This window comes from Streptomyces sp. NPDC054794, assembly GCF_053611585.1.
Map to the genome: position 1 here is coordinate 40,752 of NZ_JBSHAQ010000028.1, position 24,154 is coordinate 64,905.

20 protein-coding genes are annotated in these 24,154 nt (G+C 70.8%); 10 read left to right on the forward strand and 10 right to left on the reverse strand.

All coding sequences use genetic code 11. From position 1 onward, the window contains the following. Nucleotides 1-42: 42 nt before the first annotated feature. Together mca and ACWGKT_RS27430 are read left to right on the forward strand one after the other, a co-directional pair. Nucleotides 43-903 (forward strand): mycothiol conjugate amidase Mca, encoded by an 861-nt coding sequence (gene mca, locus ACWGKT_RS27425; RefSeq protein WP_356143452.1) that lies wholly within the window; start codon nucleotides 43-45, stop codon nucleotides 901-903. A gap of 1 nt (nucleotide 904) precedes the next feature. Continuing rightward, nucleotides 905-1,138, forward strand: coding sequence for a hypothetical protein (locus ACWGKT_RS27430; protein ID WP_235455568.1), 234 nt, complete (start codon nucleotides 905-907; stop codon nucleotides 1,136-1,138). Nucleotides 1,139-1,144: 6 nt separating this feature from the next. Here ACWGKT_RS27430 and ACWGKT_RS27435 read toward each other — a convergent pair whose 3' ends face one another. Further along, nucleotides 1,145-4,345, reverse strand: a complete 3,201-nt coding sequence (locus ACWGKT_RS27435; protein WP_453275804.1) for a tetratricopeptide repeat protein — start codon at nucleotides 4,343-4,345, stop codon at nucleotides 1,145-1,147. A 32-nt stretch (nucleotides 4,346-4,377) separates the two neighbouring features. Next, on the reverse strand, nucleotides 4,378-4,776 hold the full coding sequence (locus ACWGKT_RS27440) for a hypothetical protein (RefSeq protein WP_453275805.1): 399 nt from the start codon (nucleotides 4,774-4,776) through the stop codon (nucleotides 4,378-4,380). A gap of 91 nt (nucleotides 4,777-4,867) precedes the next feature. Here ACWGKT_RS27440 and ACWGKT_RS27445 point away from each other — a divergent pair, with 91 nt between their 5' ends. From ACWGKT_RS27445 to ACWGKT_RS27470, 6 genes are all read left to right on the forward strand, one after another. Then, complete coding sequence (locus tag ACWGKT_RS27445; protein WP_453275806.1) at nucleotides 4,868-5,446, forward strand: ArsR/SmtB family transcription factor; 579 nt, start codon at nucleotides 4,868-4,870, stop codon at nucleotides 5,444-5,446. Continuing rightward, complete coding sequence (locus tag ACWGKT_RS27450) at nucleotides 5,427-7,454, forward strand: thioredoxin domain-containing protein (protein ID WP_356143325.1); 2,028 nt, start codon at nucleotides 5,427-5,429, stop codon at nucleotides 7,452-7,454. Before ACWGKT_RS27445 ends, ACWGKT_RS27450 begins: the two co-directional genes overlap by 20 nt. A gap of 189 nt (nucleotides 7,455-7,643) precedes the next feature. Continuing rightward, nucleotides 7,644-8,912: a glycosyltransferase gene (locus ACWGKT_RS27455; protein ID WP_453275807.1), complete on the forward strand. Its 1,269-nt coding sequence runs from the start codon at nucleotides 7,644-7,646 to the stop codon at nucleotides 8,910-8,912. Further along, nucleotides 8,909-10,561, forward strand: a complete 1,653-nt coding sequence (locus ACWGKT_RS27460) for an ArnT family glycosyltransferase (RefSeq protein ID WP_453275808.1) — start codon at nucleotides 8,909-8,911, stop codon at nucleotides 10,559-10,561. The genes ACWGKT_RS27455 and ACWGKT_RS27460 overlap by 4 nt, the downstream gene beginning before the upstream one ends. Further along, nucleotides 10,558-11,748, forward strand: a complete 1,191-nt coding sequence (locus ACWGKT_RS27465; RefSeq protein WP_453275809.1) for a glycosyltransferase — start codon at nucleotides 10,558-10,560, stop codon at nucleotides 11,746-11,748. Before ACWGKT_RS27460 ends, ACWGKT_RS27465 begins: the two co-directional genes overlap by 4 nt. Next, a complete protein-coding gene (locus ACWGKT_RS27470; RefSeq protein WP_453275810.1) occupies nucleotides 11,745-14,147 on the forward strand; it encodes a galactose oxidase-like domain-containing protein in 2,403 nt (800 codons plus the stop codon). Before ACWGKT_RS27465 ends, ACWGKT_RS27470 begins: the two co-directional genes overlap by 4 nt. Here ACWGKT_RS27470 and ACWGKT_RS27475 read toward each other — a convergent pair. The 4 genes from ACWGKT_RS27475 to trhA all read right to left on the reverse strand — a co-directional run bounded on the left by ACWGKT_RS27475 (nucleotide 14,144) and on the right by trhA (nucleotide 17,935). Then, entirely contained in the window at nucleotides 14,144-14,875 is a 732-nt protein-coding gene (locus ACWGKT_RS27475) for a Mut7-C RNAse domain-containing protein (RefSeq protein WP_453275811.1), read from the reverse strand. The genes ACWGKT_RS27470 and ACWGKT_RS27475 overlap by 4 nt on opposite strands. A gap of 33 nt (nucleotides 14,876-14,908) precedes the next feature. Then, on the reverse strand, nucleotides 14,909-15,538 hold the full coding sequence (locus tag ACWGKT_RS27480; RefSeq protein ID WP_453275812.1) for a TetR/AcrR family transcriptional regulator: 630 nt from the start codon (nucleotides 15,536-15,538) through the stop codon (nucleotides 14,909-14,911). 5 nt (nucleotides 15,539-15,543) lie between these two features. Then, nucleotides 15,544-17,127: an MFS transporter gene (locus ACWGKT_RS27485; protein WP_453275813.1), complete on the reverse strand. Its 1,584-nt coding sequence runs from the start codon at nucleotides 17,125-17,127 to the stop codon at nucleotides 15,544-15,546. Nucleotides 17,128-17,221: 94 nt separating this feature from the next. Beyond that, entirely contained in the window at nucleotides 17,222-17,935 is a 714-nt protein-coding gene (trhA, locus tag ACWGKT_RS27490; RefSeq protein WP_356143312.1) for a PAQR family membrane homeostasis protein TrhA, read from the reverse strand. 324 nt (nucleotides 17,936-18,259) lie between these two features. Between trhA and ACWGKT_RS27495 the strand changes: the two genes are divergently transcribed. Continuing rightward, nucleotides 18,260-20,083 carry a phosphoenolpyruvate carboxykinase (GTP) gene (locus ACWGKT_RS27495; protein ID WP_453275814.1) on the forward strand — a complete coding sequence of 608 codons (1,824 nt, stop codon included), beginning with the start codon at nucleotides 18,260-18,262 and terminating at the stop codon, nucleotides 20,081-20,083. 250 nt (nucleotides 20,084-20,333) lie between these two features. Here the strand turns inward: ACWGKT_RS27495 and ACWGKT_RS27500 are convergent, their stop codons facing one another. Further along, the gene (locus tag ACWGKT_RS27500; protein ID WP_356143308.1) at nucleotides 20,334-20,768 is read right to left on the reverse strand and encodes a GtrA family protein; all 435 of its coding nucleotides are present in this window, start codon (nucleotides 20,766-20,768) and stop codon (nucleotides 20,334-20,336) included. A 128-nt stretch (nucleotides 20,769-20,896) separates the two neighbouring features. Here ACWGKT_RS27500 and ACWGKT_RS27505 point away from each other — a divergent pair, with 128 nt between their 5' ends. After that, nucleotides 20,897-21,931: a glycosyltransferase family 2 protein gene (locus ACWGKT_RS27505; RefSeq protein WP_453275815.1), complete on the forward strand. Its 1,035-nt coding sequence runs from the start codon at nucleotides 20,897-20,899 to the stop codon at nucleotides 21,929-21,931. Nucleotides 21,932-21,967: 36 nt separating this feature from the next. On the opposite strand, the gene pqqE is transcribed toward ACWGKT_RS27505, so the two are convergent. The 3 genes from pqqE to pqqC are packed head-to-tail and all read right to left on the reverse strand — an operon-like array spanning nucleotide 21,968 to nucleotide 24,038. Further along, the gene (pqqE, locus tag ACWGKT_RS27510; RefSeq protein ID WP_453275816.1) at nucleotides 21,968-23,062 is read right to left on the reverse strand and encodes a pyrroloquinoline quinone biosynthesis protein PqqE; all 1,095 of its coding nucleotides are present in this window, start codon (nucleotides 23,060-23,062) and stop codon (nucleotides 21,968-21,970) included. Then, nucleotides 23,059-23,331: a pyrroloquinoline quinone biosynthesis peptide chaperone PqqD gene (gene pqqD / locus ACWGKT_RS27515; protein ID WP_453275817.1), complete on the reverse strand. Its 273-nt coding sequence runs from the start codon at nucleotides 23,329-23,331 to the stop codon at nucleotides 23,059-23,061. The genes pqqE and pqqD overlap by 4 nt, the downstream gene beginning before the upstream one ends. Continuing rightward, nucleotides 23,328-24,038 carry a pyrroloquinoline-quinone synthase PqqC gene (pqqC, locus tag ACWGKT_RS27520; RefSeq protein WP_453275818.1) on the reverse strand — a complete coding sequence of 237 codons (711 nt, stop codon included), beginning with the start codon at nucleotides 24,036-24,038 and terminating at the stop codon, nucleotides 23,328-23,330. The genes pqqD and pqqC overlap by 4 nt, the downstream gene beginning before the upstream one ends. Nucleotides 24,039-24,154: the final 116 nt, after the last annotated feature.

The window sequence follows — 24,154 nt, forward strand, 5'->3', positions numbered from 1 at the left end:
CGACATACCGAGGATTGAGTCTTGACTGACCAGTTGCGACTGATGGCCGTTCACGCGCACCCCGACGACGAGTCGAGCAAGGGCGCGGCCACCATGGCGAAGTACGTGTCGGAGGGGGTGGACGTGCTGGTCGTGACCTGCACGGGCGGGGAGCGCGGCTCCATCCTCAATCCGAAGCTGCAGGGCGACAAGTACATCGAGGAGAACATCCACGAGGTACGCAAGAAGGAGATGGACGAGGCCCGGGAGATCCTGGGCGTCAGCCAGGAGTGGCTCGGCTTCGTCGACTCCGGCCTGCCCGAGGGCGACCCGCTGCCTCCGCTGCCCGAGGGCTGCTTCGCCTTGGAGGACGTGGACAAGGCGGCCGGCGAGCTCGTGAAGCAGATCCGTTCGTTCCGTCCGCAGGTGATCACCACCTACGACGAGAACGGCGGCTACCCGCACCCCGACCACATCATGACCCACAAGATCACGATGGTGGCGTTCGAGGGCGCCGCGGACACCGAGAAGTACCCGGAGTCCGAGTTCGGCCCCGCCTACCAGCCCCGGAAGCTCTATTACAACCAGGGCTTCAACCGCCCCCGCACCGAGGCGCTGCACCACGCGATGCTGGAGCGAGGCCTGGACTCGCCGTACGGGGAGTGGCTCAAGCGCTGGAAGGAGTTCGAGCGCACCGAGCGCACGCTGACCACGCATGTGCCCTGCGCCGACTTCTTCGAGATCCGCGACAAGGCGCTGATCGCCCACGCCACGCAGATCGACCCGGACGGCGGCTGGTTCAAGGTGCCGATGGAGCTCCAGCGGGAGGTCTGGCCGACCGAGGAGTACGAGCTCGCGAAGTCTCTCGTGGATACGTCCATCCCCGAGGACGACCTCTTTGCGGGCATCCGCGACAATGCCTGACATGAGCGCGAGCCTGGCACTGACACACTTCGTCCCCCTCGCCAAGGAGGTCGACCAGAACAAGGTCACCCCCGGCGTCCTCGGCTTCATCGTCTTCGCGGTGATGGCCCTGGCGGTGTGGGGCCTGATGAAATCCATGAGCAAGCACATGCAGAAGGTCGACTTCAAGGAGGTCCCGGACGCCGAGGCGGAGTCCGGGACCCCCGCGGCCGACCCGAAGCCGCAGCGGGGCTGAGCGGGATCACTGCCTGGCCGGCACCGGGACTCCCATCACCTCGCGGGCGTGCCGGTCCGGCACCATGCCCAGCCGCCACGCCTGCCAGCCAGATTCCAGGTTCACCCCGCGTTCCAGCAGCAGTTGGAACGCCCCGGCGTACTCGTTCAGCTTCTCGTCGCGGGCCGGGTGGGCGTCGCGGGTCAGCTGCGCCAGTTCCTCCTGGGCGACGGCGGTGCCGATCTCGACGCCGCCGGGCGCGGCGTACGGCAGCAGGGTGCAGCGCAGGAAGCGGGCCCAGTCGGCGCCGCGCAGGTCGCCGTACGAGGTGAACAGGGCGATGGCCTCGTCGCACAGGGCGAGCGCCTGCCCGGTCCGGGTGTTGCCCGCGTCCACGACGGCCAGCTCCAGGCAGGTCCAGGCCTCGCCGTGGGCGACGCCCATGCGCTGGAAGTCGGCACGGGCGTCGACGAGCAGTTGCCGGGCGAAACCGGAGTTGCGCAGCGAGCCGGTCTGGGCCGCGCGCAGGTCCCGGGTGACGCGGGCCGAGTGGTGCCGGGCGCAGGCCAGGCCGTACACGTCGCGCATCCGGGAGAACATCGTGCGGGATCGTTCCAGCTCGCGGACCGACAGATCCAGGTTGCCGGTTTCCTCCAGGGCCTGGCCGAGGTAGTAGAGCGACCAGGCCTCGCCCCGCGCGTCCTCGTTGTCCCGGTGCAGGCCGGCCGCCTGCCGCAGCCCGTCCACCGCCGGTGACGGGTCGCCCGCCACCAGCCGGGCCCGGGCCAGCTGAGTCAGCGCCCAGGCCTCGCCGCGGGCGTCACGGGTACGGCCGTACCGTTCGAGGGCGGCCCGCAGCTCCGTGTCCGCGCGCGGTACGTCCCCCATCCGCAGCGCCAGCTGGCCCAGCTGGTAGTGCGCCCAGGCCTCGCCGTGCACGGAGCCGCCCTCGCGGTGCAGGACGAGGGAGTGGGTGAGCAGGTCCAGGGCCTCGGGCAGGCGGGCGCGGTCGCGCTGGACTGCGGCCAGCGCGTGCATCGTCCAGGCGCGGTCCGTCGCCAGCTCGGGCGCCTGCTGCAGGTCCAGGGCCTCCTGGAGCTTCGCCGCCGCCTCCGTGAGGTTGCCCTGGTGGTGCAGCGTGATGCCGAGGGAGCACAGGGCGCGCGCGGCGCCGGCGTCGTGGTGCGCCTCCAGATAGAGGTCGACCACCGAGGTCAGGGTGGTACGGGCCTTGTCCAGCTCGCCCAGCTGGCGGGCCGCGATACCGGTGCGCCACTGCACGGAACGGACCAGCAGGCCCTGGTCGACCGCCTGTGCCAGCTCGCTGATCTCACCCAGGCGGTAGAGGTCGCCGCGCAGCAGGCAGTAGTCGCACAGCGCGCCCAGCAGGTTCAGTACGGCCGCCTGGTCGACGCCCTCCGCGTGGCGCAGGGCCGCCGTGATGAAGCTGGACTCGTCGTCCAGCCAGCGCAGCGCCTCGTCCAGGGAGGTGAAGCCGTGCGGGCCGAAGCGGTCCGAGCGGGTCGACATGTTGCCGTCCACCAGGCGGAGCACGGAGTCGGCCAGCTCGGCGTAGTTCACGATCAGGCGCTCCTGCGCCGCCGTGCGCTCGGCGGGCTCCTCCTCGTCCAGGAGCCGGGCCTGGGCGAAGGCGCGGACCAGGTCGTGCAGCCGGTAGCGGCTGCCGCGGACGTGGTCGATCAGGCCGGCCCGCGCGAGGGCCGTCAGGTGGCGGCTCGCCTCCGCCTCGTCCGTGGCGAGGACGGCCGCGGCCGCCGCCGTGCCGAGCGAGGCCCGGCCGACGAGGGCGATCCGCCGGAGCAGCCGGCGCGCCGGTTCCGGCTGGTCGGAGTAGCGCAGCCGGAGGACGCGCTCGACCGGGTCCATCGGGCCGTACGCGGCCAGGTCCGTGGCCAGGGTGCGCGGTGAGCGCGGGCCGAGCGAGGAGCCCGCGACGCGCAGCGCCAGCGGCAGCCCGTCGCACAACTCCCGCACCCGGTCGGCCGATTCGGCGTCGTACGGTCCCGACACGTCCTCGGCGGCCGCGCCCAGCAGTTCCTCCGCGCCCGCCGCGTCCAGGGCCTCGACCGGGAGGTGGTGCACCCAGGCCGGGAGGTCCGCCGGCAGGTCGAGCGCGTCCCGGGCGGTGACCAGGACCAGGCTGTCGGAGCGCTCGGGGACCAGCGCGCGGATCTGCTCGGGGTCGTGGGCGTCGTCCAGCACGATCGTCACCGGAAGGCCCGTCAGATGCTGGTGGTACAGCTCGCTCAGGCGCTTGACCTGCTGGTCGGGGGAGGAGCGTTCGCGGAACAGGAGCTGTTCGCGGGGCGCGCCGAACCGGTTGAGCAGGTGCAGCAGCGCGTCCCGGGTGGTCAGCGGCGGCTCCTCGCGGCTGCCGCCGCGCAGGTCGACGACGACCGCGGCGCGGAAGTGGTCCTTGAGGTCGTGTGCGGCATGGAGGGCGAGGGTGGTGCGGCCGGAGCCGGGCGCGCCGTGCAGGACGACCACCGTGGGCCGCGTCTGCGTGGTCGCGCGGGCGGCCTGCGCCCACTGCCGGATCCGCGCCAGCTCCTGCCTGCGTCCCGCGAACGATCCGTCGGGCCGAGGGAGTTGGGCGAACGACTGCTCCAGCACCGTGCGCCGGCGGGCCGCCGCGCTCTTGTCGGCGCCGCGCAGCCGGGGCCCGGTCTTCTGCGGGCCGGTGGAGGCGCTGAGCACCCGCTGCTGGTCGAGGAAGGGGCGGATGCCGCGCACCTCCAGCGCCGTCAGCCACTGCAGGCGCAACTGCTCGGGGCCGCCCGGCTGTCCGGCCGCGCCGGCGCGGTGATGGGCGGCGGGCAGATGGGAACCGGCCACCTTGACGACCGTGGCGGTCGCGGCGACGACGCCGACGGCCGCGCCCGCGCCGAGCGCCGTGCCCGTGCCGGTGCCCAGGCAGAGGTCGGCGACGGCGGAGGCGACCGCCGCGACCGCCGCCACCAGCAGGGGAGTTCCGGCGCCCTCGCGCGCATACCGCTGGGCGAAGGTGAGCCGGCCGGCCTCCGTCTCGTCGAGGGCGCGGGTGTAGGCCGCGTACTCCTCGGCCGCCGTCTGTGCCATGGCGTCCAGCGCGCCGCGCGCGCGGGCCAGCAGCACCTGGCCGTCCACGCGCCCGCCCGAGCGCCGTACCTCCTCCTCGACGGCCCGCACCACCAGCCGCTCGGCCTCCGCCTGATGGCCGTCCCGCATGTCCCGTCCCCCTCCTGCGACAACTCCTTTGCCTATGAGTGTCCTTCGGGGGAGGCGCCGACGCGAGAGGGGCGACGATCACGAAGGGCCAGGAACACGCAGAGCCCGGCGAGCGCGGCCTCCGCGACCGCGCAGCCCGCGGCCTGCAGCAAGGCCGAGCCCGATGCCGCCGTGGTGAGGTCGAACCAGGCGTCGAGCACCGCGACCGAGGCGGTCGCGGAGGCCGTCAGCCGGGACCGGGAGTCCCTGCGCAGGCCGAGCAGAGCCGTGGTGGCGCAGCCCGTGGCCATCAGCACGTCCAGGCCTATCCAGGCCAGGGACCAGTGCCGGACCTCCGCGTTCGCCGGAAGGGTCAGGCCGAGCAGGACCATCCACGGCACGAGTAATACTGCAGCGGCGCCGAGCAGGATCAGAGTCCAGTTCGTTCGCATGCCTCCACGGTAGACCGCAGAGAAAGCTCTGCAAATAAAATTCTGCAGAAATCCCTCTGGGGTAGGAGAACGGCGGGATACCGTTGGCGGCATGAGCGAGCTGACCAGCGCCGAGCGCACCGCCCTCTACAAGTCCCTCGGCAACCCGCTGCGCCGGCGGATCCTCGACTACCTCGGCCGGCACGGCGAGGCGAACTCCACCGTGCTCGCTCGCGAACTCGGCGAAAGCTCCGGCACCACCAGCTACCACCTGCGCAAACTCGCCGAGCAGCGGCTCATCGAGGAGATCCCGGAGAAGTCCGGGGGCCGCGAGCGCTGGTGGCGCTCCCTGCCCTTCAGTCACACGGCGCCCGACCCGGCCACGATGGCCCCCGAGGAGTACGCGGCCGCGGAACACTTCGCCCTGCTCAAGATCGAGGTGGACACCAGGCTGTTCCGCCACGCCCACCAGCAGTACCGGGGCCCCGAGGGCTGGGCCCAGGTGCAGCGCACCGGCACCTGGATGACCAAGGACGACCTGCACGAGTTCGTACGCGCCTACCAGGCCCTGCTCGACCGGTACGGCCACGCCCCGCAGGACGCCCCGGAGGGGGCGCGCCACATGAGTCTGCGCTTCTACGCCGCCCCCGAGGCCGTGGGAGAGTGGAACGGTGAACCGACTGGCCCATGAGACGTCCCCGTACCTTCTCCAGCACGCCGACAACCCCGTCGACTGGTGGCCCTGGTCGGCCGAGGCCTTCGACGAGGCCCGCAAGGCGAACAAGCCCGTTCTGCTGAGCGTCGGATACAGCAGCTGCCACTGGTGCCACGTGATGGCCCACGAGTCCTTCGAGGACCAGGTCACCGCCGACTTCCTCAACGAACACTTCGTCAGCGTCAAGGTCGACCGCGAGGAACGCCCCGACGTCGACGCCGTGTACATGGAGGCCGTCCAGGCGGCCACCGGTCAGGGCGGCTGGCCCATGACCGTGTTCCTCACCCCGGACGCCGAGCCCTTCTACTTCGGCACCTACTTCCCGCCCGCACCGCGGCACGGGATGCCTGCCTTCCGGCAGGTGCTGGAGGGCGTGCGGCAGGCCTGGAGCGAGCGGCGCGAGGAAGTGACCGAGGTCGCGGGGAAGATCGTGCGCGATCTGGCCGGGCGGGAGCTCGACTACGGGACCGAGCAACTCCCCGGCGAACAGGAGCTCGCCCAGGCCCTGCTCGGACTCACCCGCGAGTACGACCCGCAGCGCGGCGGCTTCGGCGGGGCGCCGAAGTTCCCGCCGTCCATGGTGATCGAGTTCCTGCTGCGGCACCATGCCCGCACCGGCGCCGAGGGTGCCCTCCAGATGGCCCGGGACACCTGCGAGCGCATGGCCCGCGGTGGCATCTACGACCAGCTCGGCGGCGGCTTCGCCCGCTACTCCGTCGACCGCGACTGGGTGGTGCCGCACTTCGAGAAGATGCTCTACGACAACGCCCTGCTCTGCCGTGTCTACGCCCACCTGTGGCGCTCCACCGGCTCCGAGCTCGCCCGCCGCGTCGCCCTGGAGACCGCCGACTTCATGGTCCGCGAACTGCGCACCGCCGAGGGCGGGTTCGCCTCCGCGCTGGACGCCGACAGCGACGACGGTACTGGACGGCACGTCGAGGGCGCGTACTACGCGTGGACGCCCGAACAGCTCGCCGAGGTCCTCGACGACGACGCCGAACTCGCCGCCCAGCACTTCGGGGTGACGGCGGAGGGCACTTTCGAGAACGGCCAGTCCGTCCTCCAACTCCCGCAGGACGAGGGCGTGTTCGACGCCGAGAAGGTCGCGTCCGTCCGGGAACGGCTGCTGCGCGCGCGACAGGAGCGCCCCGCCCCGGGCCGCGACGACAAGATCGTCGCCGCCTGGAACGGGCTCGCCATCGCCGCGCTGGCCGAGACCGGCGCCTACTTCGACCGCCCCGACCTGGTGGAGGCCGCGGTCGGCGCCGCCGATCTCCTCGTACGACTGCACCTGGACGAGCACGCACAGCTGGCCCGCACCAGCAAGGACGGCCGGGTCGGCGCCAACTCCGGTGTGCTGGAGGACTACGCCGACGTCGCCGAGGGCTTCCTCGCGCTCGCCTCCGTGACCGGCGAGGGCGTCTGGCTGGAGTTCGCCGGGCTGCTCCTCGGTCATGTGCTCGCCCGCTTCGCCGACCCCGACAGCGGCGCCCTCTACGACACCGCCGCCGACGCCGAACGGCTCATCCGCCGCCCGCAGGACCCCACCGACAATGCCACCCCCTCCGGCTGGACCGCCGCCGCGGGCGCCCTGCTGGGCTACGCCGCCCACACCGGCTCCGCACCCCATCGCAACGCGGCCGAAAAGGCTCTTGGCGTCGTCAAGGCGCTCGGACCGCGCGTGCCGCGGTTCATCGGCTGGGGGCTCGCCGTCGCCGAGGCCCTGCTCGACGGCCCCCGCGAAGTCGCCGTCGTGGTACCGGAGTTCGGTGACGAGTCCTCAAAAACCTTGCTCCGTACGGCACTTCTGGGTACCGCACCCGGCGCGGTGGTCGCGTTCGGAGTGCCGGGAAGCGACGAATTCCCCCTCCTCGCCGACCGGCCGCTAATCGACGGCGAGCCGGCCGCGTACGTCTGCCGAAACTTCGCCTGCGACGCCCCGACGACCGACCCGGAGCGCCTGCGCGCCGCGTTGAACAGCTGAAAGGGCATCGAACCAACTGCCTTAAACGTTACTAGCGTTCGAATTACTCATCGAGGACGCGCATTGTGGTGAAACACGCTCTTCACTGAAAAGGTGTGCGGGCTTCACAGATCACTCATAATCTCTCCCTGACGCGACAGGTGGGGTGCCATGTCGCGCCGGGGGATTTGGGATCTGGGGGGATCTTTTGTGCTGACGTCCGTCTTCATCGCTGCCGTTTCACTGGCTCTGTTCTGGATGGCTGCCTTCACTTTGTGGTGGCAGATGCACGCGTGGCGCACGCCCGAGGTGCTCGCCTCCACCCGGTTCAGCAGACCGGACGGGGACGAACATGTCTCGTTCTCGCTGTTGCTGCCGGCGCGCCACGAACAGGCCGTGCTCGACCACACCATCCAGCGGCTGCTGGAGTCCACACACACCGACTTCGAGATCATCGTGATCGTGGGGCACGACGACCCCGAGACCACGGCGGTGGCCGAGCGGGCAGCCGCACGCGACCCGCGGGTCCGGGTCGTCGTCGACACCCACGAGAAGAAGAACAAGCCGAAGGCCATGAACACGGCGCTGCCGCACTGCCGCGGCGACGTCGTCGGGGTCTTCGACGCCGAGGACCAGGTCCACCCGGAGCTCCTCGCCCACGTCGACCACGCCTTCCGCACCACCGGCGCGGACGTCGTCCAGGGCGGCGTGCAGCTCATCAACTTCCACTCCAGCTGGTACAGCCTGCGCAACTGCCTGGAGTACTTCTTCTGGTTCCGCTCCCGGCTCCACCTGCACGCGCAGAAGGGGTTCATCCCGCTCGGCGGCAACACCGTCTTCGTCCGCACGGACGTGCTCAGGAAAGCGGACGGCTGGGACCCCAACTGCCTCGCCGAGGACTGCGACCTGGGGGTCCGCCTGTCCAGCGTCGGCAAGAAGGTCGTCGTCGCCTACGACTCCGACATGGTCACCCGCGAGGAGACCCCCGGCTCGCTGATGTCGCTGCTCAAGCAGCGCACCCGCTGGAACCAGGGCTTCCTGCAGGTCTACCGGAAGAAGGACTGGAAGCAACTCCCGGGCTTCGGGCAGCGGTTGCTCGCCCGCTACACCCTGATGACGCCGTTCCTGCAGGCCTTCTCCGGAGTCGTCATCCCGCTCAACGCCGCCGTGGCGCTCTTCCTGGACGTCCCCGTCGGGGTCGCCTTCCTGACCTTCCTGCCGCTGGTCACCGCCGCCGTCACCTTCGTCTTCGAGGTGGTCGGGCTGCACGACTTCGGCAAGCAGTACGGACTCCGTGTCCGCCTCGTCCACTACGTGAAGCTCGTCGTGGGCGGCCCGTTCTACCAGGTCCTGCTCGCAGGGGCCGCGATCCGCGCCGTATGGCGTGAGCAGCGCGGCCGTAACGACTGGGAGTTGACCACCCACGTCGGCGCGCACCTCACCGCGGCCGAGACGATCCGAGAGGACGTTCCTGCGTGACCTCCACCCTTCCCGCGGTGACCACTCCGAAGGTCCCCGCGCAGCGCCGACCTGTACCCATGGAGCGTTCGACCGGTCGAACAACGCCGCCGGCCCGGCTCCGCTCCTCCCGTTCCGACCTGCTCCTGTGCGGTCTGCTCCTGGTGGCGATCCTCGTCGTCCAGGGCTGGAACATCGCCGACTACCCGACCCTCAGCGACGACGAGGGCACCTACCTCGCCCAGGCCTGGGCCGTGCAGCAGGGCAAGGGCCTGGCCCACTACACCTACTGGTACGACCACCCACCGCTCGGCTGGATCCAGATAGCGCTGCTCACCTGGATCCCGTCCGCGGTCAGTCCCGGCGCGATGACCGTCGGCAGCATGCGCGTCGCGATGCTCGTGATCAGCGGCATCAGCGCGGTCCTCGTCTACGTCCTCGGCCGCCGGCTGTCCCTGCCCCGCTGGGCCGCCGGGCTCGGCATGGCGCTCTTCGGGCTCTCGCCGCTGGCCGTCGTGCTCCAGCGCGAGATCTTCCTCGACAACATCGCCGTGATGTGGCTGCTGCTGGCGTTCTGCCTCGCCGCCTCGCCCAGCCGTCACCTCTGGCACCACTTCGGCGCGGGCCTGGCCGCCGCCGCGGGCGTGCTCACCAAGGAGACGATGCTCGTCGTCCTGCCCGCCCTGCTGCTCACCATGTGGCGCCACAGCCACCGCGACACCCGCAAGTTCGCGCTCACCGGAGCCGTCACCGCCTGCGCCCTGGCCGGCTTCTCGTACCCGCTGTTCGCCCTGCTCAAGGGCGAGCTGCTGCCGGGCAGCGGGCACGTGTCGCTCTGGGACGGCATCAAGTACCAGATGTCCAGGCCGGGTTCGGGCTTCATCCTCGACACGTCGTCCGGCTCGTACGGCGTGCTGCACTCCTGGCTGTACTACGACCGCGTCCTGCCCCTCGGCGGTCTGGCCGGGGCGTTGCTGCTGCTGGTCACCTGGCGCTGGTCGATCACCGCCCGCGCCCTCGCCGGACCGGCCCTGACCGTGGCGATCCTGGCTCTGGTGGCGATGCGGCCGAACGGCTATCTGCCCGCCATGTACGTCATCGGTGCCCTGCCCTTCCTCGCGCTGGTGCTCGCCGGGGGCACCGCCTCCGTCGCCCACGCCGTGCTGCGCAGACGGCGGTCCGAGAACGAGAACCGGTATGTCACCGCGGGCCGGTACACGCTCGCCGCCGTCCTCGCCGTCTCCGCCGGCGCCTACGTCGTACCGCACTGGTACGACGGTGACCGCACCGCCGTCACCGCGGACGCCAACAAGCCCTACCGGCAGGCCTCGGCGTGGCTCGGCAGCGAGGTCGAGGACCCGAAGGACACCCGGGTCCTCGTCGACGACGCCCTCTGGCTGGACCTGGTGCACCAGGGCTACCGGCCCGGACTCGGCGCCATCTGGTTCTACAAGGCCGACCTCGACCCGGCCGTGACGAAGACCATGCCGCACGGCTGGCAGGACATCGACTACGTGGTCGCCTCGCCGACCGTCCGGCGGGACGCCCGCGACCTGCCCAACGTCAAGGCCGCGATCCAGCACTCCACCCCGGTCGCCACCTTCGGCACCGGACCCGACCGCATCGAGATCCGGAAGATCCGCACGGCAGCCGTGGGAGGCGAGCGATGAGCAGCCACGAGTACACCGTCCCCGGTGAGCTGGGCGATCCGGCCGTACAGGCGGCGGAGGTCGCCGAGCCCGGTGCCGTCACCATCGTCGTCCCGACGTTCAACGAGTCCGCGAACATCCGGCAGCTGCTGCACCAGATCACCGAGTCGGTGCCCGCCCGGCTGCCCTGCGAGGTCGTCTTCGTGGACGACTCCACCGACGACACCCCCGAGGTCATCCGCCAGGCCGCGCAGGACTGCCCGTTCCCGGTGACGGTGCTGCACCGCGAGGAGGCGGTCGGCGGACTCGGCGGGGCGGTCGTCGAGGGGCTCAAGGCCGCCACCTCGCAGTGGATCGTCGTGATGGACGGCGACTGCCAGCATCCGCCGTCCCTGGTACCGGAGCTGGTCGCCACCGGCGAGCGGACGAGCGCCGGACTCGTCGTCGCCTCCCGGTACATCAAGGGCGGCAGCCGGGCCGGGCTCGCGGGCAGCTACCGCGTCGCCGTCTCACGCGGGGCGACCTGGCTGACCAAGTCCCTCTTCCCGCGCAGACTGCACGGCATCAGCGACCCGATGAGCGGCTTCTTCGCCATCCGGCGCAGCGCGGTCACGGCGGAGGTGCTCAAGCCGCTGGGCTACAAGATCCTCCTTGAGCTCGCCGTACGGAGCCGGCCGCGCGCGGTCGCCGAGGTGCCGTTCGTCTTCCAGGACCGGTTCGCGGGCGAGTCCAAGTCCACCGCGCAGGAGGGCTTCCGGTTCCTGCGCCACCTGGTCGGCCTGCGCACCGCCTCGCCGGTCGCGCGCATGGTCGCCTTCGGGCTGATCGGCGCCACCGGGTTCGTGCCGAACCTGGTCGGTCTGTGGGCGCTGACCGTCCTCGGGATGCACTACGTCCCCGCCGAGATCCTCGCCAACCAGCTCGGCGTCGCCTGGAACTTCGTGCTCATCGAGCACCTGTTGTTCCGCGAGCGGCGCGCGCACCGCCGGTGGTGGGACCGCGTCGGCCGGTTCGCACTGCTCGCCAACGCCGACCTGGTGCTGCGCATCCCGCTGATCGCGCTGCTCGTCGATCGGTTCGGGATGGGGGCGCTGCCCGCCACCGCGCTCGCGCTGGTGACGACGTTCGTCCTGCGCTTCGTCGGGACCGAAGCGCTGGTCTATCTCCCGCGCCGCGGGGCGCGCAATACCGCAAGGAGAGCCGTGTGAACAAACACCGCAGACGGACCGCGCTGGCCGGGGTCGGGGCCCTGACCGCCGGACTCCTCCTCACCTCGCCCCAGTCCGCCGAGGCCGCCAATCTCGTCAAGAACGCCGGCTTCGAGACGGCCGGCACCGACGGCATGCCCTACTGCTGGGAGAAGTCCGGCTGGGGCGACAACGACTTCAGCTTCGCCACCGTCGCCGACGCCCACTCCGGCTCCAAGGCCATGAAGGTCACGCTCACCCGCCGCGTCGACGGCGACCGCAAGGCGCTGATCACCGAGTCCACCGAGTGCGCGCCGACGGTCACGGCGGGCAAGCAGTACGACCTCTCGCTCTGGTACAAGTCCACGACCCCCGACACCGCCGTCACGCTCTTCCGGCACGACACGACGGCGGGCTGGCAGTACTGGACCGACCTCAAGACGCTGGACATGGCCTCGGCCTACACGCAGGCCACGGTCCGCACCCCCGAGGTCCCGGCCGGCACCGACCGCATCACCTGGGGCGTGTCGGTGTACGGCACGGGCTCGGCGACCACCGACGACTACTCCATGGAGCAGGTCCCCGACACGCTCCCGCCGCCCCAGTGCACCGGCACCAACGATCAGTGCGCCAACGGCAGTTGGTCGGTGCAGCCGACGCAGAACCCGGTCCGCTCCATGCACTCCGTCGTCCTCAACAACGGCAAGGTGCTGCTGATCGCCGGCTCCGGCAACAGCGAGGAGAACTTCAACGCGGGCACGTTCACCAGCGCGGTGTACAACCCGGCCACCGGCACGTACAAGGTCGTCCCCACGCCGAAGGACATGTTCTGCGCGGGGCACATCCAGTTGCAGGACGGGCGCGTGCTCGTCATGAGCGGCAACAAGGCGTACCCGGTCCCGGGCGGGCACGGCTACGAGGGCTTCAAGGACTCGTACGTCTTCGACCCGAAGACCGAGACGTACAGCAAGACCAACGACCTGAACGACGGCCACTGGTACCCCTCGGCGACCGAGCTGGGCAACGGTGACGTGATCTCCTTCGGCGGCCTGCGCGAGGACTCCTCCGGTTCGGTCACCGCCGAGTACTGGTCGGACAAGGACCAGCAGTGGCAGCCGCTGTGGAAGGTCAACCAGACCTGGTCGTTCTGGGGTCTGTACCCGTCGATGATCCTGATGCAGGACGGCCGCCTCTTCTACTCGGGCAGCCATGTCTTCGGCAACAACATCCCGGGCACCGGGTCGGCGGTCTACGACTACAACGCCAACACGGTCACGCAGGTCCCGGGCCTGCAGAAGAAGGACGAGCGCGACCAGTCGGCGAGCGTGCTGCTGCCACCGGCGCAGGACCAGCGGGTCCTCACGCTCGGCGGCGGCAACATCGACTCCAACCCGGACGGCAACCGGCTGACCGACCTCATCGACCTCAAGCAGGCCAACCCGGCCTACACCGCGGGCCCGCTCCTCCCGCAGGGCACGGTCGACCTCGGCAACGGCAAGGTCCCCGAGACCGGCGCCCAGGGCAAGATGTACGTCTCCGCGGTGCTGCTGCCCGACGGCAAGGTGCTGGAGACGGGCGGCGGCCTGCACAACCGGGCCAACCCGGTCTACGAGTCGTCGCTCTACGACCCGGACGGCAACACCTTCGACCCGGTGGCCGCCGACCCCGAGGCCCGGGGCTACCACTCCTCCGCGTTCCTGCTCCCCGACGGCCGGGTGATGGCCACCGGTGACAACCCGGGCAACGGCAGCTGGAACCACAACGTGTCGATCTACACGCCGCCCTACCTGTACAAGGGCTCTCGCCCGACGATCACCTCGGTGATCAACCAGGAGTGGAAGTACGGCGACACCCAGCGGATCACGGTGGACCGCCCCATCGCCAAGGCGGAGCTGATCCGCCCGGCCGCGGTCACCCACTCCTCCGACCCCAACCAGCGGTTCGTCGACCTCCCGCTCTCGGTGGACGGCAACAACGTCGACCTGAACGTGACGAGCAATCCCAACCTGGCCCCGCCCGGCTGGTACATGCTCTTCGCGGTCGACGCAAATGGCGTGCCGTCGGTGGCGAAGTGGGTGCACCTGCAGGGTCCGGCCGCGCTCAGCGCCTCGGCCGCCTCCGCGCACGTCCACTCCTTCGCCGACTCCCTGGAGGGCAAGGTCACCGGGCCCGGCAAGAAGCGTGCCTCGCAGAAGGTCAGCCCCACCCTCGCGGGCTGCGACCGGCACTACGGCTCGGTCAACGTCTGCGTGCCGACGGTCTTCCCGCCGCAGGTGAAGAAGACGGCGGCCGCGCGGTGCGGCTGGCTCAAGCAGAACCACTACGGCCGGCTGAAGGTCAACGGCGAGGACGACCCGCTCGGCCTGGACCGCGACCGGGACGGAACGGCCTGCGGAAAGCGTGATGTGAGAAGGCGTTAGCCGCGTTCCGAGTGCTCCGCCAGGGCGCGTGCCACGACAGCTTCCAGCTGCTCGTGGTGCGCGCCCTTCCAGTACACCCGCTCGCACTGCGAGCACTGGGCGAAGACGTCGTACGACCGCTGCGTCCCGCCCTTGAGCCGGTCGGCCACCTGATCCTTGGTGGCCTCCGTGAGCAGGCCGTTGCACGCGGTGCAGCGCGTCCAGGGGCGCAGTTCGGGGGCGAAGCGGCCGAGGACGTCGCGGAGTTGGTCCTCGGGGCGGGTGCTGTAGACATAGGCGCCCGCCCACAGCTCGCGACGGCGCAGCAGTCCGCGGTCGCGGCTGAGCATGACCCGCTTCTCGGCGGCCGAGCGCGCGGCCAGCGCCGGGTCGCCGATGTCCGTCGACTCGTACGCCGCGTCCACGCCGAGCAGCCGCAGCCGGCGGGCGAGGGTACCGAGGTGGACGTCGAGGAGAAAGCGCAGGGGCGCGCCGGGCACCCGCTGGGGCCGCCCCACCGCCCGTACCTCCACGGACTCGCCCGCCGCCGGGACGTGCGACACCGGCACCTCACGGCCGTCCACGACCAGCGCGCCGACCTCGGTGAGCGGGACGCCGAGGGACTCGACGACATGGCCCAGGGTCGAGACGCCGTCGGTGGCGAGGGGGGTCGCGCCGTCGCGGCGGGTGTGCGGGACGAACAGGCACAGCTCGGGGGCGACTTCGACGCGGATCTCGGGACCGTTCACCTGGCCAGGATGTCACGGGCCGGGGAGCTCGGGTCAGGGACTTTCCCTGGGCAGGCCGTGTTCCAGGACGTCCAGCGTGCGGTCGATGAGGTCCGCCAGGTCCTCCCGGTGGCCGTTCTCGGCCCAGTACAGGGAGGTCTCCATCAGGCCGCCGATCAGGGACATGGCGTAGACCCGTACCTCCAGGCTGTCCGGGTCCCGGCCGGTGCGCTCGGCGACGGCCTGGCAGAGCATGCGGCCGGTGACCGACATGCTCTCCATCATCCGCGAGCGCACCGCAGGCACCTCCACCATCAGGCGGGTCCGCAGCCGGGACACCGTGGCGTCCTCGTCGACGCCGAGCTGGACGGCCCGCCGCATCACGTACCGGACGGACTCGGTCCAGGGCTCCTCGGCGGGCCGGCCCCTGAGTTCCTCCATGATGAGCGGGTCGTACTCGTCCGTGAGGACGATGTCCTCCTTGGTCGGGAAGTACCGGAAGACGGTCGACGGCGACACCTCGGCGCGCTCGGCGATCTGGTCGATCGTCGTGGCGTCGTACCCCTGTTCCTCGATCAGTTCGTACGTCGCGGTGCGGATCGCCTCGCGAGTCTTGATCTTCTTGCGTTCGCGCAGACCCGGGCGCGGGCGGTCGGCGGGGGTGGAGGTGCGTGCGGCCGTCATGAAGGTCATTGTCGGACATCCTCCGTCGGGGTGACCACGGGCCGGTCCGCCCCGGTGGCATCCTCGTCCGTCGCGCTCCGCCGCTTTGGTGCGCCGCCGGGCAGGAACGCCGCGGCCAGCAGCGCGGCCACCAGGGACGCGGCGCCGCAGACCAGCAGGACCAGGCCCATGCCGTGGACGTACGCGCCGTTCGCGGAGGCCGCCAGGTGGGCGGAGCCCGCGCGCTCGGCGACCAGGTGCGCGGCCACCACGGACTCCCCGGCGGTGTGCGCGGCCCCGCCGGGCAGCCCGGTGACGTCGAGCCGGTCGCGGAAGGCGCCGGCGAGCAGGCTGCCGAGCAGCGCGATGCCGATGGCGCCGCCGAGCTGGCGCAGGGTCATGAGCAGCCCGGAGCCGCTGCCGGCCCGGTCGGCGGGCAGGGCGGCCAGCGCCCCGTCCATCGCGGGCACGACCGAGAAGCCGAAGCCCAGACCGGCGATCGAGAGCCACAGCGCGGTGAAGCCGTAGCCGGACTCCGCGGTCGTACGGCTGCCGAGCAGGGCGGCGAAGGCGAGGACGACCAGGCCGGCGCTGACGACGGCGCGGGGCCCGAAGCGTGCGACGACCGGCTGGGCTCCCCGGGCGGCGATCATCAGTCCGCCCATCATCGGCAGCAGACGCACCCCGGTGCCGAGGGCGTCATGGCCGAGGACGGCCTGGAGGTAGGGCGGCAGGACGAACATCAGGCCGGACAGCACGAACATCACCAGGGTCGCGGCGACGGTGTTGAGCAGGAAGCCGCGCTGGGCGAGCAGCCCCATGTCGAGCATGGGCCGCAGGGCTCGGCGCTCGCGCAGCACCAGCCCGGTGAGCAGGACGACGGCCGCCGCGAAGAAGGCCGGCACCCGGGCGTCGCCCCAGCCGCGCCCGGGCGCCTCGATGATCGCGTAGATGAGGGCGGCCAGCCCGGACGCGGTGAGCGCGGTGGAGAGGACGTCCACCTTCGGGGAGGCCGGGTCGCTGGTCTCGGGCAGCAGGAGGCCGCAGGCCGCGACGCCGATGGCCACCATCGGGACGTTGACCAGGAAGACCGAGCCCCACCAGAAGTGGTTCAGCAGGAAGCCGCCGATGATCGGGCCGAGCGGCAGGCCGAGCGCCGAGGCGGCCGAGATGATGCCGACGGCCCGGGTGCGCTCGTCGGGTCCGAACAGCGAGGGCAGCACGGACAGCGCGAGCGGCATGACCAGCGCGGCGCCGACTCCCATCACCGCGCGGGCGGCGATCACCCAGTTCACGTCGTCGGCCAGGGTGCCGACCAGGGAGCCGGCGAGGAAGATCCCGAGGCCGGCGATGAGCATCCGGCGCCGCCCGAACCGGTCGCCGAGCAGGCCCGCGGGGAGCATCAGCGCGGCGAACACGACGACGTACGCGTCGGCCATCCACTGCTGCTGGCCGGTGGTCGCGCCGAGCCGCTCCGCCATGGTCGGCAGCGCCACGTTGAGGATCGTCATGTCGAAGCCGAGCACCAGCATGCTCGCGACCAGGGCCCCGAGGGCCCACCAGCGGCGGGGGTCGCGCCGCGTCTCCTGGGAAGGAATGACAGTAGCCATGAAATGAAAGTAACTCTCAAAATCGAGCTACTGTCAACGCATACGAAAGCGGCCACGGCTCGGATGAGCCGTGGCCGGTGATCGGGGGAGGTGGTTACGCGTGCTGGTACGCCACCAGGGAGATGCCGACGTAGTGGACGACGAAGGCGGCGAGGGTGAGGGAGTGGAACACCTCGTGGAAGCCGAACCAGCGCGGTGAGGGGTTGGGGCGCTTGATCCCGTAGACCACTCCGCCCGCGCTGTAGAGGAGGCCGCCCACGATCACCAGGACCAGGACCGCGATGCCGCCGGAGCGCATGAAGTCCGGCAGGAAGAAGACGGCCGCCCAGCCCATGGCCAGGTAGCAGGGGGTGTAGAGCCAGCGCGGGGCGCCCACCCAGAAGACGCGGAAGACGATGCCGGCGGCCGCGGCCGCCCAGATGCCCCACAGCAGCCACTGCCCCTTGGCGCCGGGCAGGAGCAGCATGGTCAGCGGCGTGTAGGTGCCCGCGATGATCAGGAAGATGTTGGCGTGGTCGAGTCTGCGCAGTATGCCGTCCATGCGCGGACTCCAGTTGCCCCGGTGGTACAGCGCGCTCACGCCGAACAGCAGGCACGCCGTCAGGACGTAGACGCCGCAGGCCACGCGACCGCGCGGGGAGTCGGCGAGGGCGGTGAGGATCAGGCCGGCGACGAGTACCGCCGGGAACATGCCGAGATGCAGCCAGCCGCGGAGCTTCGGCTTGACCGGGTGCGGCAAGGAGAGCGCGACGGGACCGCGGCCGGCGGCCGGCGGTTCCATGGGCGCGTCGGGAGCGGACGCAGTCATGACCGGAATCGTACCTACGGAACCGTAAGTTACGTAGCAGTCCCGGTCGATGGCGTGCCCGGAGTGGCCATCGTCTCACGACGGCTCCGGGGCCGTGCGCAAAGAGTCCCTCAGCCGAACTCCACGTGCACGCAAAGGAACGCGGGACAAGCCGAAAACCGTGGTCTTCCTCACGTCGCTCACCTGTGATGCGCTCTGGACATATGCGCACTACCATCGGATGATCAAATGAGTGCGGTCGGCACCGGATGAGCGGCTACGAAGCGTCCGGGCCGCGGCCCCCACGGGGCAACAAAGGACAAAATCCCTCATTTAGGAGCAATCGTGGCGCGCGACAACGCGGCTCCCCCCGTCATCCCCACCAACCACCAGGAACTGATCTCGTGGGTCAACGAGATCGCCGAACTGACCCAGCCGGACAACGTGGTCTGGTGTGACGGATCCGAGGCCGAATACGAGCGCCTCGCGGAGGAGCTCGTCAGCAAGGGCACCTTCAAGAAGCTGGACCCGGTCAAGCGCCCCCACTCCTACTACGCCGCCTCCGACCCGACCGACGTCGCGCGCGTCGAGGACCGGACCTTCATATGCTCCGAGAAGGAGCAGGACGCGGGTCCGACCAACCACTGGAAGGCGCCCGCCGAGATGCGGGAGATCTTCCAGGGCGAGCAGGGCCTGTTCCGTGGCTCGATGCGGGGCCGCACGATGTACGTCGTGCCGTTCTGCATGGGCCCGCTGGGCTCCCCGCTCTCCGCGCTCGGCGTGGAGATCACGGACTCCGCCTACGTGGCCGTGTCGATGCGGACGATGACGCGCATGGGCCAGGCGGTCCTGGACGAGCTGGGCGAGGACGGCTTCTTCGTGAAGGCCGTGCACACGCTCGGCGCCCCCCTGGAGGAGGGCCAGGAGGACGTCCCGTGGCCGTGCAACCGGACCAAGTACATCTCCCACTTCCCGGAGAGCCGCGAGATCTGGTCCTACGGATCCGGCTACGGCGGCAACGCCCTGCTCGGCAAGAAGTGCTACGCCCTGCGCATCGCCTCCGTCATGGCGCGTGACGAGGGCTGGCTCGCCGAGCACATGCTGATCCTCAAGCTGACCCCGCCGCAGGGCGAGTCCAAGTACGTCGCCGCGGCCTTCCCGTCCGCCTGCGGCAAGACCAACCTCGCCATGCTGGAGCCGACGATCTCCGGCTGGACCGTGGAGACCATCGGCGACGACATCGCCTGGATGCGCTTCGGCGAGGACGGCCGTCTGTACGCGATCAACCCCGAGGCCGGCTTCTTCGGCGTCGCGCCCGGCACCGGTGAGCACACCAACGCCAACGCGATGAAGACGCTGTGGGGCAACGCGGTCTTCACCAACGTCGCGCTCACCGACGACAACGACATCTGGTGGGAGGGCATGACGGAGGAGACTCCGGCCCACCTGACGGACTGGAAGGGCAACGACTGGACGCCTCAGTCCGACAGTCCGGCCGCCCACCCCAACGCCCGCTTCACGGTCCCCGCCGCCCAGTGCCCGATCATCGCGCCGGAGTGGGAGGACCCCAAGGGCGTGCCGATCTCGGCGATCCTCTTCGGCGGCCGCCGCGCCAGCGCGGTGCCGCTGGTGACGGAGTCCTTCGACTGGAACCACGGCGTCTTCCTGGGCGCCAACGTCGCCTCCGAGAAGACCGCCGCCGCCGAGGGCAAGGTCGGCGAGCTGCGCCGCGACCCCTTCGCGATGCTGCCCTTCTGCGGCTACAACATGGGCGACTACATGGCCCACTGGATCGACGTGGCCAAGGGCAAGGACCAGTCCAAGCTGCCGAAGATCTACTACGTCAACTGGTTCCGCAAGAACGACCAGGGCAAGTTCGTCTGGCCGGGCTTCGGTGAGAACAGCCGCGTCCTGAAGTGGATCGTGGAGCGTCTCGACGGCAAGGCCGAGGGTGTTCAGACCCCCATCGGCATCCTGCCGGCCAAGTCGGCCCTCGACACCAAGGGTCTCGAACTCGCCGACTCCGACCTGGACTTCCTGCTCACGGTCGACACGGAGGTCTGGCGCGAGGAGGCGGCGCTCGTCCCCGACCACCTCAACACCTTCGGCGACCACACCCCGAAGGAGCTGTGGGACCAGTACCACGCGCTGGTGCAGCGCCTGGGCTGAGGCCCGCACGAAAGAAAGACTCCGCGGCCGGTCTTCGGATGCCCTGACCAGCGATCGTCACGGCCGGCCGCGGTGCAGTCCTCCCGGACCGGCGAGGTCCCGCACGACGAGGTGCGGGGCCCAGGCCTGTCGCCGCGCTCCCGTCCGCCCCGACGGGAAGACACGGCGACAGGCCATTCGCCTTTTCGGGCGGCGATGTCGATTTTTCAGGCGGCGATGCCGATCCCGATGTCGACGAAGGCCCGGGGACTCAGGGCCCTCGGAACACCCACAGCCGGAGCAGCGCGAAGCGCAGCGCCGTCGCGGCCGCATTGGCCACGATCAGTGCGCCGACCTCCACCTCCGGCGCGTCGGGCAGAGTCCGGTGCACCACGGCGAGGGCCCCTCCGCTGAGCGCGAGTCCGGCGAAGAAGGCCACCAGTCCTTGCAGTTGATGCCGGGCGGCCCCCTCCGCGCCGCGCACCCGGAAGGTGAACCGGCGGTTGGCCGCGGTGTTGGCCACGGCCGTGACCAGGAGCGCGACCAGGTTGGCGGGCTGGGCGTCGAGCACCGGCCGAAGTGCCACGTACAGGCCCAGATAGGCGGCGGTGGACACCAGGCCGATGATCGCGAACACCGGAAGCTGCCGGGCGAACCCGGCCTCGGGTGCGTCGGAGGCGGTGGCGGGCTCGGTGAGGTTCGGCATGGATTACGGCACCCGGGGTTCGAGGACGTGTGTCTGTGCGCACTGAAACAGCGCCAGACAGTACCTTATGTGAGCAAAACGGGCGCCTGGTTGCGCCGCCCCGCTCCAGAATGGGCTGGCATCTCCGAATGATTGATGTGCTCCACGACCCGACCGACCAGATCGAGTCGGCGGTTGAGTTGTCGGTCGTGATCCCGATGTTCAACGAGGAAGAGGCGTTGCCGGCGCTGGTCGGGCGGCTGCGGCCGGTGCTGGACGGTACGGGCGAGCCGTACGAGGTCGTCGCGGTGGACGACGGGTCCAAGGACAGGACGGCCCAACTGCTGACGGAACTGCGGGCCACCTGGCCGCAGCTGCGACTGGTGCGACTGCGCCGCAACAGCGGACACCAGGCCGCGCTGACCGCCGGGTTGCACCACGCCCGCGGTCACTACGCCGCGAGCCTCGACGCCGATCTCCAGGACCCCCCGGAGAAGATCCCCGAGATGCTCGCCCTGGCCCGCTCCCGGAACCTGGACATCGTCTACGGCGTACGCGCCAACCGCTCCACCGACACCGGCTTCAAGCGCCGTACGGCGGGGGTCTACTACTGGCTCATGCGCCGCATGGTCGGCAACCACGTGCCGGCCCAGGCGGGCGACTTCCGTCTCCTGTCACGCAACGTGCTCGACGCCCTGAAAGCCCTGCCCGACCAGCCGCAGGTGTACCGGCTCCTCGTGCCCTGGCTCGGCTTCCCCAGCGGAGAGGTCACCTACCACCGCGAAGAACGCGTCGCCGGTGAGACCAAGTACCCCCTGCGCAAGATGGTCCTGCTGGCGCTCGACAGCATCGTCGGCTTCTCCGTCGCCCCGTTGCGCCTGGCCATCTGGCTGGGCACCTTCGCCTTCCTGGTCTGCCTCGGCGTGCTGGTGTACACGCTGGCCGCGTACACGGCGGGCGACACCGCCCCCGGCTGGACCTCCCTGATCATCGCCGTGCTCTTCATCGGCTCCGTCCAGCTCATCTGCCTCGGTGTGCTCGGCGAGTACATCGGCCGCGTCTACACGGCCATTCAGCGACGCCCGACCTACTACATCGGCGAGGACACCGGCGCGGCCGTCGCCCCCACGGCGAGCCTCGCCTGGCCGGGGCCGCGACGCGGGCAGGACTCCGTCGGCGGCTAGAACGGCCGGGGTGGTTGCCGTGACGGGCCGCAGAGATCACCGGCGAGGCTTGCGGTCGGCGTAGGCCCGGTACTCGTAGCCCGACCTGCCTGCCTCCGTGACCACAGCCTCCTCCACGAGGCCGTGGTCCGGAGACAGCCGGCACGCCGGGTCGGTGCGGGCGGCGTCGCCGGTGAGGGCGAAGGCCTGGCAGCGGCACCCGCCGAAGTCCTCGTCACGGTGGGGACAACCGCGGCACGGTTCGCGCATCCAGTCGGTGCCGCGGTACCGGTTGAAGGCGCCGGAGTGCTCCCAGATCCATGCGAGCGGCCGGTCCGCGACATTCGGCGGGTCGATGCCGGGCAGCGTCGCCGCGGCCGGACAGGGCAGCACCGTGCCGTCGGGTGTGACCGTGAGTGAGACCGCTCCCCATCCGCCCATGCACGGTTTGGCGACCCCCGCGACGTAGTCGGGTGCCACCCACACGAGTTCGGTGCGGCCCGCCAGCCGCTTCCGCCACCGCTCCACGGCCCGCGACGCCTGGCGCAGTTGCTCGACGCGGGGCATGAGCGCGGCCCGATTGCGCAGGGCCCAGCCGTAGAACTGCGTGTTGGCCAGCTCGATGCGGTCCGCGCCCCACGACAGCGCCAGGCGTACCAGGGCGTCGATCTCGTCGAGGTTGTCGCGGTGCAGAACGACATTGACCCCCAGGGGAAGCCCTGTCCGCCGGACCAGCGCCGCCGCGTGCTCCTTCGCCGCGAACGACCGGCGACCGGCGATCCGGTCGGAAGAGTCCGGATCCGCGTGCTGCACCGACAGTTGCACGCTGCGCAGTCCGGCCGCCAGGAGACCGTCCAGCCGGGCCTGGTCCAGCCCCAGCCCACTGGTGATGAGCTGGGTGTGAATGCCCGCCGAGTCCGCCGCCGCGACGATGGTTTCCAGGCCGTCCTTCAACAGAGGCTCCCCGCCGGAGAGATGGGTGCTCACCACGCCCAGGTCTCCGGCCTGCCGCATCACGTCCACCCATCGGTCCGTGGTCAACTCGCGCGAGCGGCGCGTCAGCTCCAGCGGATTCGAGCAGTACGGACAGCGCAACGGGCAGGCGTGCGTCAGCTCGGCGAGCAGGGCCCAGGGCCTTGCGACGCCGTTCACCGCAGCCAGCCCTCGGCCCGCATCCGGTCGAGGAACGCGGGCACGTCGGTGGCCACCGGGGCACCGGGAAAGCGTGTTCCGAGCTCACCGATGATCCGCCGGACGTCGCGCGCGCCGTCGCACAGTCCGAGGACGGTGCCGGCCTGCCCGGTCAGTACCACCACGCGCTCCGGCATGACCAGCAGATCGGTGCCACGCACCCGGTCGTGCCGCAGCACCACGGCCGGCGCGAGTTTGGGACGCCAGTTCGGCGCGGACCCCGCCGTCACGGCCTGGTCTCCTGTCCGGCCACGGCGTCCAGCAACGACCACAACACGTCGCATTTGAAGGCGAGTGCCGCCACCGCCCGCTCCTGCTCGGCCCCGCTGCGCGCCCACCGAAGGACCAGGCGCAATGCTTCCCCGCTGTCCCGCCGTCCCTGCCGGACGCGTGCCCGGAAATAGGCGAGGCCGTCGGCATCGATCCAGGGATAGTGCCGCTCGAAGGCCTCGATACGCCGCCGCATGAGGTCCGGAGCGGACAGTTCGGTCAGCGAGGCGGCCACCGCCTCCAGCGGTGACCGCAGGCGGCAGAAATTGACGTACCCGTCCACGGCGAGCCGCACTCCGGGCCGTACGTCCGCGCCGGACAGCAGCGCGGCCCGGTCCAGGCCGGCGGCCTCGCCCAGCCGCAGCCACCGCTCGATGCCGCCTTCGCCCGGCTCGCGTCCGTCGTGGTCCTCGATCCTGCGCAGCCACATGCGCCGCAGGTCCGGGGAATCGAACTTGGCGGTGATGAGGGCGTCCTTGACCGGGATGTTCCGCTGGTAGTGGAAACGGTTGGTGATCCAGCACCGCAGCTGTGCCGGGCTGAGCCGGCCTTCGTGCATGCGGATGTTGAACGGATGACGGTCGTGGTAGCGCTCTTCGGCCACGCCCCGCAGCCTTTGCTCGAACTCCGCGCTTCCCCAGGGCCGCAGGGCCGCCGCAGCCGGCATGGTGTGATCTCCGTTCCGCCGGCGGCCACCTCGGTGCCACGCCGGTCCGGCGTCCTGATACGTCGGCGTGCACCGCCGTGCGACCCCGAGGGCGGTCGGCGCCCTCAGGGTCGTGT